The organism is Nostocoides sp. (assembly GCF_035343835.1).
Classification (GTDB): domain Bacteria; phylum Actinomycetota; class Actinomycetes; order Actinomycetales; family Dermatophilaceae; genus Nostocoides_A; species Nostocoides_A vanveenii.
In genome coordinates this window covers 1-4,908 of the sequence record NZ_DAOQZV010000232.1, presented here as the reverse complement: position 1 = coordinate 4,908, position 4,908 = coordinate 1, and the positions used below count along the sequence as shown (strand labels likewise).

3 protein-coding genes, 1 pseudogene and 1 riboswitch are annotated in these 4,908 nt (G+C 69.6%); of the genes and pseudogenes, 2 read left to right on the top strand and 2 right to left on the bottom strand.

The genetic code is table 11. The features are described from left to right. Window positions 1-118 precede the first annotated feature (118 nt). Complete coding sequence (locus tag PKH97_RS13640; RefSeq protein WP_324388076.1) at window positions 119-1,741, bottom strand: iron ABC transporter permease; 1,623 nt, start codon at window positions 1,739-1,741, stop codon at window positions 119-121. A gap of 89 nt (window positions 1,742-1,830) precedes the next feature. Then, window positions 1,831-2,928 (bottom strand): thiamine ABC transporter substrate-binding protein, encoded by a 1,098-nt coding sequence (locus PKH97_RS13635; RefSeq protein WP_324388075.1) that lies wholly within the window; start codon window positions 2,926-2,928, stop codon window positions 1,831-1,833. A gap of 39 nt (window positions 2,929-2,967) precedes the next feature. Next, a riboswitch (TPP riboswitch) is annotated at window positions 2,968-3,073 on the bottom strand. A 68-nt stretch (window positions 3,074-3,141) separates the two neighbouring features. On the opposite strand from PKH97_RS13635, the gene PKH97_RS13630 reads away from it, so the two are divergent. Together PKH97_RS13630 and PKH97_RS13625 are read left to right on the top strand one after the other, a co-directional pair. Then, window positions 3,142-4,032 (top strand): ABC transporter ATP-binding protein, encoded by an 891-nt coding sequence (locus PKH97_RS13630; protein ID WP_324388073.1) that lies wholly within the window; start codon window positions 3,142-3,144, stop codon window positions 4,030-4,032. Further along, window positions 4,029-4,908: pseudogene (locus PKH97_RS13625) on the top strand (ABC transporter permease); the annotation flags it as partial. The gene PKH97_RS13630 and the pseudogene PKH97_RS13625, both read left to right, overlap by 4 nt.

The window sequence follows — 4,908 nt, the reverse complement described above, 5'->3', positions numbered from 1 at the left end:
ACCGTGAGCCCCGGCCCGGACCCGCGTTCCGCCGCGCCTTCGCCATCTAGGCCGTCGCCGTCCTGCCCGCCGGCGCCCGGGCCGTCCGTCCCCGCGGGAACCTCGCCGGCCCCGGGCCTCATAGCTGCCCCGCAGCGGGCGGACGGACGAACTCGGCAACCAGCATCACGACGGCGGTCAGGACCGCGAGCACGACCGAAGCCGCTAGCGCCGCACCGAAGTTCGCCTCACCCGGCCGGCCGACGAGCTTGAAGATCACGACTGGGAGCGTGGGCCGGTCCAGGCGCGCGAGGAAGCTCGTAGCCCCGAACTCCCCCAACGACGTCGCCATGGCGAAGCCCGCGCCGATGCCCATGCCTCGCAGGAGGAAGGGCCCGTCCACGCTCCACAACACCCGCGCGGGCGAGGCCCCCAGGGTCGCGGCAACCTCCCGCTGGCGCGGATCGATCGCGCGCAACACGGGCAGGATCGAGCGCACCACCAGCGGCAGCGCAACGACGGCCTGGGCGATCGGAATCAGGACGATCGAGCTGCGCAAGTCCAGCGGCGGTCGGTTCAGCGTGATGAGGAAGCCGAAGCCGACGGTCACCGCAGACACCCCGAGCGGCAGCATGAAGACCGAGTCGAGCAGGCGTAATGCCCGGCGCCCCAGCGCTGCTCGGGGCCGGCGGCTGACGACGAGCGAGACGAGAGTCCCGAGCACGAGAGCGAGCACGGTGGCTTCGAGAGCAACGATCAGGGAGTTGCGGATCGCCGTCCAGACGGGCACCGGCAGCGCGCGACCGACGGTGGTGCCGAGCGCCCGATAGTGATCGAGCGTCCAACCGGTGGCATCGCGCAGCGAGCGGATCACCAGGGTGATCATCGGCAAGGCGAGCAGGCCGAGAACGACCAGGCCCGTCACCACCGTCGGTCCCCAGTCGCGCCGCCAGGACCACGCATGCTCCCCACTCGCGTCGCCGCGCAACCGCAGGGCGCGCTCGCTGCGCCCCTGGGCGGCGGACGCCGCGAGAAGGGACGCGGCGACCACGACGAGTTGCACCACGGACAGTGCGGAGGCAGCGGGCAGGTCGAGCAATTGCGTTGTCTGATACCAGATTTCGGTCTCGATCGTGCCGTAGCGCACACCGCCCATCACCATCACGACCCCGAAGGCCGAGGCGCAGAACAGGAAGACGAGTATGGCTGCCGAGGCGATTGCCGGTGCCAGCGCGGGCAGGGTCACGGTCAAGAAGGCCCGCCGCGGACTCGCACCGAGCGCCCGGGCCGCCTGGGTGGCCCGCGGGTCCAATCGTGACCACAACCCGCCGACGGTCCGCACGACGATCGCATAGTTGAAGAAGACGAGCGCCAGCACGATCGCGGTCAGCGACTGGCTCAACCCGAGGAAGCCCAGCGGCCCGTGCGGCCCCAGGACCGCGAGGAAGGCCACCCCGACGACCACGGTCGGCAGCACGAAGGGGACGGTCACGAGGGCGCGCGCGAGCGCGCGGCCGGGAAAGCGACATACGTAAAGGACATAGGCACCGGGTATGCCGAGCAGCACCGACGCGGTCGTCCCGAGGACCGCGAGGGTCAAGGTTGTGCGGACGATCCGCAGCGTGCGGGCCGAGCCGAGGATCGAACCGACGGCATCCATCGCGATGCCGCCGTCATTGGACACGAAGCCGCGCCCGATCAGCGTCCAGACCGGCCAGGCGAAGAAGGCGAGCAGGAAGGCGAGCGGGACCAGCGCGGCCATCCCCCAGAGAGCGGCCGGCACCGGTCGGATGCGACCGGCGAAAGCCGTTGGCCCCGAGTCCCTTTCGACCGATGTCGCGCTCACTGGCGTCAGCCGAGGACCTTCGCCGTCCAGTCCTTGATCCACTGCTCGCGCTTATCCGCGATGGTCGTCGGATCGACAGCGATGGGCTTCGGCGCGAGCGGCGCGAACTTGACCCAGTCGGCGGGCAACTCGACCGATGAGTCGACGGGATACATATACATCTGGCCGGGGATGTCGGCCTGCACGGTCTTGGTGAGCAGATAGTCGATGAACTTCTGCGCGCCCACCTCGTTCTGCGCGCCCTTGATCACACCCGCGTATTCGACCTGGCGGAAGCAGGTGTCGAGCAACGCGACAGTCGCGGACTCCTTGCCGCCCTTGGGCACTTCGAAGGCCGGCGAGGTGGAGTAGGACACCACCAGCGGGCGTGGGCCCTTGCCGCTGGAGCCGGAGAAGTCGCCGGTGTAGGCCTCGGTCCAGCCCTTGGCGACCTTGACGCCATTGGCCGTCAACGCGGACCAGTAGTCGAGATAGCCCGGGTCGCCCTTGGCACCCACCGTCGCAGCGAGGAAGGCGAGCCCGGGCGATGAGGAGGCCGGGTTCTCGACGACCAGTTGATCCTTGTATGCCGGCGCGGCCAGGTCGTCGAGGGTCTTCGGCAGCGCAATGCCCTTGTCCGCGAACCACTTCTTGTCTGCGTTGACGCAGACGTCGCCATAGTCGATCGGGGTGAGCAGATCGTCGCGCGGCCCGAGGTCGGCGGTGGTCGTGGGGAGGCCGGGCGCGACATACGGTCTGAGGACACCGGCCTTGATCACGCGACCGGCAAAGGTGTTGTCGATGCCGAAGACGACATCGCCCAGTGGGGCGTCCTTGGTCAAGATGATCTGGTTGGTCACTGTTCCAGCGTCGCCCGGGGCGACATAGGTGACCTGGATGCCGGTGTCCGACTCGAACTGCTTCTTGACCTCGTCGGAGAGGGCGAAGGAGTCGTGCGTGACCACGGTGAGGGTGTCCGAACGTGTCAACTCCGCCGACGTGCTGGCCCCGTCGGACGCGAGGGTCGCAGCGGATGTCGCGGCGGTGATGCTGGAACTCTTGGTGGTGCAGCCCGCGAGCGCGACGAGGGCCGCGACGGCGAGAACTCTGGTGTGCTTACGCATGGTGAATGTCCTCCACATATATGGAGGGCCCGGCGCGAGCCGGGGAGATCTCGACTCCCTACGCCGGTGCGAACCGGATCAGGTCCGAGGGTCTGCGCTGGCGCGCACTCTCAGCGCCCTGGGTGGCGCTCCCCTGTCTGTGTCTCGACTCTATCGCGGGATTCCGGATGGTCGCACGCGGTGAGCGGGAGCGACGAGCGCATGATGGAGGGCGTGAGTGATGTCATCGAGATCGAGTCACTGGTCAAGACGTTCGGCCCGACTCGGGCGCTGGACGGGCTGGACCTGCGGGTGCGGTCCGCCGAGGTCCACGGCTTCCTCGGACCGAACGGCGCGGGGAAGTCGACGACGATCCGGGTGCTGCTGGGCCTGCTGCGAGCCGACGCCGGCGCGGTGCGGTTGCTCGGTGGCGATCCGTGGGCGGATGCCCCGGCGCTGCACCGGCGGCTGGCCTATGTGCCGGGCGATGTCACGCTATGGCCGAATCTGACGGGCGGCGAGATCATCGACCTGCTCGGGCGAGCGCGTGGGGGCCTGGATCCGGCGCGGCGCGCCGAGCTGCTGGAGCGCTTCGACCTCGACCCGACCAAGAAGGGGCGCAGCTATTCCAAGGGCAACCGGCAGAAGGTCGCCTTGGTGGCAGCTCTGGCCAGTGACGTGGAGTTGCTGCTGCTCGACGAGCCCACGTCGGGGCTGGACCCGTTGATGGAGCGGGTCTTCACCCAGCTCATCCGCGACGAGCATGCACGTGGACGGACCGTGCTGCTCTCGAGTCACATCCTCAGCGAGGTCGAAGCCCTGTGTGACCAGGTGAGCATCATCCGGGCCGGGCGCGTCGTCGAGAGCGGGACACTGGCCGAGATGCGCCACCTGACACGAACCCAGGTGGTTGCCGACCTTGACTCTGCGCCAATGGATCTCGCGCAGCTGCCGGGAGTCCATGACGTCGTGCTCAACGGCCACCGGCTCACGGCGCAGGTCGACGCGAGCGCGCTGGGAGCGGTGCTGGGGCGGTTGGCGGGGCACGGCATACGGTCACTGACGTCGTCGCCGCCGACGCTGGAGGACCTCTTCCTGCGGCACTACGACGAGGCTGCGGGATGACGAGCGCCGTCGCGGATCGGATCGCGAGCAGCGGGTGGTCGAGTCAGTTGAGCGGCACCGGCTTGGCGATCCGGCGCATCCTGCGTGCCGACCGGTGGTTCTGGGTGACGTGGGTGCTGATCCTGTGGTCCTTCATCCCCGCGACCGCCTCGGCCTATCGCTCGACCATCAGCGACGACGCCGCGGGACGCGAGGTTGCGGCCGCGCTGGCGGCGAACCCGACGATGCGGGCGATGCTCGGTCCACCCTTCGACTTGCTCACCGTCGGCGGATTCACCATGTTCCGCGTCGGCGGCTTCACCGCGATGATGGCGGCGATCATGGGCGTTCTCGGAGTCATCCGGGCCACCCGCGCCGAGGAGGAGTTCGGGCGGACCGAGTTGCTGCGCGCCGGGTCGATTGGGCGGCACGCCATGCTTGCCGGGGCACTCGCCGTGGCTGGGTCGGCATCCCTGCTGCTCGGGATCCTCGTGGCGATCTCGATGGTCGTGGTCGGGACGCCCGTCGGCGGCGCGCTCGTCATGGGCGGCGGGCTCGCCCTGACACCCATCGCGTTTGCCGGTGTGGGCGCATGTGCTGCCCAGGTGACGGCGTCGGCCCGCACGGCCCGTGAGATCGGGCTCGCGGTGGTGGGTGCGGCCTACCTGCTGCGCGCGCTCGCGGATGCCGCCTCCGCGGACAGCCCGGTGCGCACGCTGCGGTGGCTCTCGCCGCTGGAGTGGGCTCCCCTCGCGCGGCCGTATGCCGGCAATCGCTGGTGGGTACTGCCGTTGCTGGTCGCGCTGGCAGCGGCTCTCGTCGGCGGAGCCTTCGCGATGGAGGCGCGCCGCGACTACGGCGCGGCCGACCCCGCGGCACTTTTTGCCCGCATGCGCG

What these genes read in the sequence shown, in the direction of transcription:
- PKH97_RS13640 (WP_324388076.1), bottom strand. Translation starts at nt 1,741, where the DNA reads ATGGCCGCGCTGGTCCCGCTCGCCTTCCTGCTCGCCTTCTTCGCCTGG.
- PKH97_RS13635 (WP_324388075.1), bottom strand. Translation starts at nt 2,928, where the DNA reads ATGCGTAAGCACACCAGAGTTCTCGCCGTCGCGGCCCTCGTCGCGCTC.